Origin of the sequence: Leucobacter sp. M11 (assembly GCF_035726885.1) — a bacterium.
Classification (GTDB): domain Bacteria; phylum Actinomycetota; class Actinomycetes; order Actinomycetales; family Microbacteriaceae; genus JAPFRB01.
The window spans coordinates 337,029-339,768 of the sequence record NZ_JAPFRB010000003.1; the positions used below are offsets into that span (position 1 = coordinate 337,029).

At 68.5% G+C, this 2,740-nt stretch carries 2 protein-coding genes; one reads left to right on the plus strand and one right to left on the minus strand.

What is annotated here, in order from left to right; genetic code table 11:
- Window positions 1–136: 136 nt before the first annotated feature.
- Window positions 137–973: a helix-turn-helix domain-containing protein gene (locus OOT08_RS09915; protein WP_325092487.1), complete on the minus strand. Its 837-nt coding sequence runs from the start codon at window positions 971–973 to the stop codon at window positions 137–139.
- A gap of 198 nt (window positions 974–1,171) precedes the next feature.
- Here OOT08_RS09915 and OOT08_RS09920 point away from each other — a divergent pair, with 198 nt between their 5' ends.
- Window positions 1,172–2,689 carry an APC family permease gene (locus OOT08_RS09920; RefSeq protein ID WP_325092489.1) on the plus strand — a complete coding sequence of 506 codons (1,518 nt, stop codon included), beginning with the start codon at window positions 1,172–1,174 and terminating at the stop codon, window positions 2,687–2,689.
- Window positions 2,690–2,740: the final 51 nt, after the last annotated feature.

Here is a 2,740-nt window from a genome sequence, read left to right on the forward strand (position 1 = left end):
GGCTCGCCGCTGGCCTCGGAACGGTGCGGGCTGGGGTGGACGGGTCATGATGCTCCTCGGCAGGGGGTGGTCTCCGCGGATCGCGGGTACCCCGAGCCTAGGAAGCGGGGCTGTCTCGTTTCGGGCGAAACGGTGCTCAACTCGGTCGCGCGGCCGCGTGCGATTTCAGGAAGGCCCCGGGGGTGGTGCCGGTCTCGAGGCGGAACGCGGTCACGAAGGCGCTGGGGGAGTGGTAGCCGACCCGCCGGCCCGCCGCGGCGACGGGCAGGCCATCGAGGAGCAGGGACATGGCCGCGTTGACCCGGACCTGACGGCGCCAGCGCACGAAGCTCATCCCGGTCGCCTCCGCGAAGGTTCGGGTGATGGTGCTCACACTCGTGCCGATGCGTTCGGCCCACTGGTCGAGGGAGCGGTCATCGCTCGGATCTCGGAGGAGGGTCCGGGTGATGTCCCGGATCCGGGGGTCGTCCGGCAGGGGGAGCCCGGGGCGGTGCCGGTGTGAACTCCGGATCAGGTCCAGGCAGACGCGCTGGGCGCGCAGGCGCTCCGCCTCGGGCATGGGGGTGTCGTTCAGATACTGCAGCAGGTGCGGGAGCACCGGCCCCATCCGGACGGGGGTGGGCAGGGGCACCGAGACCTGGCGCAGGTGGGTGGTGCCGATGCGCGCGGAGTGCATCACCTGCGACGCGTGCGTCATGCGCGCGGGAATGATGAGTCCCCGGGCGGGGCGGAGGACGTGCAAGCCTCCCCCGACGGTCACGTGTACGACCCCGGAGGTGACCCAGATCAGCTCGGGGGTGTCGTGGGCGTGTGCCAGCCAGCGCGCGCTCGTGGGCTGCTCTCGGATCGAGGTCGTGAGGAGGAAGGGGTCGGGGATGGGATCGGGGGAGATCGTGGTGCGGCTGCCCACCCGATGGATCACCGGCGGGGCATCGCTGTTCGTGAAACGGGTCCGGGGGCGGGGAGAAGACATGATGAAGATAAGGATAGCCTTACCTCGTGCCACGCGGGGGCGGCCCCCCGCCCCGCTGAGCCCACAGAGCCCCTGTGTCGGGCAGGAGGCCGCGTCTGGAGCCCGGGGGCGCGCGACGAGGTTATGCTGACGGGAAGCGGCCGCGCTGACGCGGTCGCGTGATGCACATTCAATGAAGAATTCGCAAAGGATCACACCGTGTCGACTCCCAAACCCCACGCGCAGCACCTCGAGGACGACGTTCACCTCTCCGTTCTCGGCTACGAGGACTCCTTCAAGCGCTCGATGAGCTTCTGGGCGAACTTCGCCCTGGGCTTCACCTACCTGTCCCCGCTCGTCGGGGTCTACTCGCTCTTCGCGGTTGCCCTCACGACGGGCGGGCCGCCCTCCGTCTGGTGGATCGTCATCGTGGCCTGCGGGCAGCTTCTCGTCTCCCTCGTGTTCGGCGAGATCGTGTCCCAGTACCCCATCCACGGCGGCGTGTACCCGTGGGCGCGACGGCTCTGGGGTCGTCGCTACGCCTGGATGGCCGCCTGGACGTACATCTGGGCGATGATGGTGACGATCACCTCGGTCGCCGAGTTCGGCACCGGCTTCTTCGCGAGCCTGTTCGACATCGAGCTGAACGCGGGCATCTCGCTGGCCATCGCGCTCGGCTTCCTGCTCGTCGCGCTCGCGATTAACTTCACGGGCACCGCCTGGCTCGCCCGCATCGCTCGGATCGGTTTTCTCGCGGAGCTCGTCGGCGTGATCGGCGTTGGCCTCTACCTGCTCATCTTCGAGCGCAAGAACAGCTTCGGCGTCTTCTTTGACTCGATGGGGGTCGCGGGCGAGGGCAGTTACACGCCGATGTTCTTCGCCGCGGCGATCACGGGCCTCTACCTCTTCTACGGCTTCGAGGCCTGCGGCGATGTCGCCGAGGAGGTCTCGAACCCGGCGAGGCGCATCCCGCGGGCGATGCAGCTGACGATCCTCGTCGGCGGGGTCTCGGCGCTGTTCTCCTTCGTCGGCTACGTGCTGGCCGCCCCGAACCTGCAGGACATCGTCGACGGAAACGTCGCCGACCCGATCCCCGCGATTCTCGAGGACAGCCTGGGCATCGTGGGCGCGAAGATCTTCCTCGTGGTGGCCCTGCTCGCCTTCGTGTCCTGCGTGCTCAGCCTGCAGGCCGCGGCCAGCCGGCTCATCTTCTCCTTCGCCCGCGACGGAATGCTCCCGGGCCACCGCTGGCTGTCGAAGGTGAACCCGACGAGCATGGTGCCGAACAACGCGCTGATCGTGGCCTGCACGGTGCCCGCGCTGTTCTGCGTGCTGATCTTTTTCAACGAAAACCTGCTCGTGCCGATCACCTCCTTCGCCATCCTGGGGATCTACGTTGCCTTCCAAATGGTGGTCTTGGCCGCACTCCGCCAGCGGTTCAAGGGCTGGAAGCCGGCCGGCCCGTTCTCGCTCGGCGCTTTCGGCATGATCGTCAACATCGTCGCCCTCGGCTACGGGATCTTTGCGTTCATCCTGCTGGCGACCCCCGGCGACACGGGCGATTTCCTGACGGACTACGTGGTGCACGTTGGCCTCGGCGTCGTCGTGATCACCGGCCTCGTGTACCTCTTCGCCGCCAAGCCGGACGGCAACTCCACCGCACCGGAGGGCGACGCGATACGGGTCGCGGCGGAGATCCGGGAGCGCACCGGGGCGAACCGGGTCGTCGCCGACTGAGCCGACACCGGCTGCCCAGCAGCGCGCGCCGCCGTGCCACGTCCCCAGCCG

Bases quoted from the DNA above. Each gene is read 5' to 3' on its own strand.
- OOT08_RS09915 (WP_325092487.1), bottom strand. From the start codon at position 973: ATGTCTTCTCCCCGCCCCCGGACCCGTTTCACGAACAGCGATGCCCCG.